1 protein-coding gene is annotated in these 800 nt (G+C 43.6%); it reads left to right on the forward strand.

Annotated features, from left to right (window positions below):
• Positions 1-800 (forward strand): M1 family aminopeptidase (locus AC1DPZ_RS28330; protein ID WP_477409822.1); only part of this gene is annotated, 800 nt, incomplete at both ends.

An 800-nucleotide genomic window follows, 5' to 3' on the forward strand; every position in this document is an offset into this window, starting at 1 on the left:
GGCTTTATCTGGTCGAAAGACTCAACCGGGCATCAGTGGATGGCTATCACTGCTGAGGGCACGGGCGGAAAACTGTATTTTCCTTGTAAAGATCACCCGTCCGACGAGCCAAATGAAGGTGTGGATATGATAATTACAGTTCCCAAAGACCTGGTAGTAGCAGGTCCGGGTTTATTACAAAAAGTCACAAAGCAAAATAATACAGCCACTTATCATTGGAAAACCAATTACAGCATCAATAACTACAGCATATTATTTAATGCCGGCGATTATAAAGTAGTAAGCCGACAATATAAAACCATTGGTGGGCATATAGTACCCATCCGGTTTTATGTATTAAATGAGGATGCGTCAAAGGCTAATCGCCACCTGGATATCTTTGAACGCACAATTCACATCCAGGAGAAATATTTTGGTGAGTATCCATGGGTTAAGGAAAAAATAGGCATAGTTGAAACGCCGCATTTAGGCATGGAGCATCAAACCATGAATGCCTATGGCAATAAGTTCAGGTATTCAAAATTAGGAGGACAGGATTTTGATTGGCTGATGCACCATGAATTTGGGCACGAATGGTGGGGCAACAAAGTAACGGCCAAAGATTGGGCCGATTACTGGATCCACGAGGGGATCTGCACCTTTGGCGACGCCATGCCAATAAGGGAACTGGAAGGCGAGCGAGCCTACATAAAACACTTTCAGCAGGCTGCATTATCATTTGGCAATAAGATCCCTTTAGTTATTGGAAGGGATATAGACGAAGAAGCTGCTTACAACAGCGATATATACGGTAAAGGGGC

This window comes from Mucilaginibacter sp. P4_G9 (assembly GCF_056400985.1).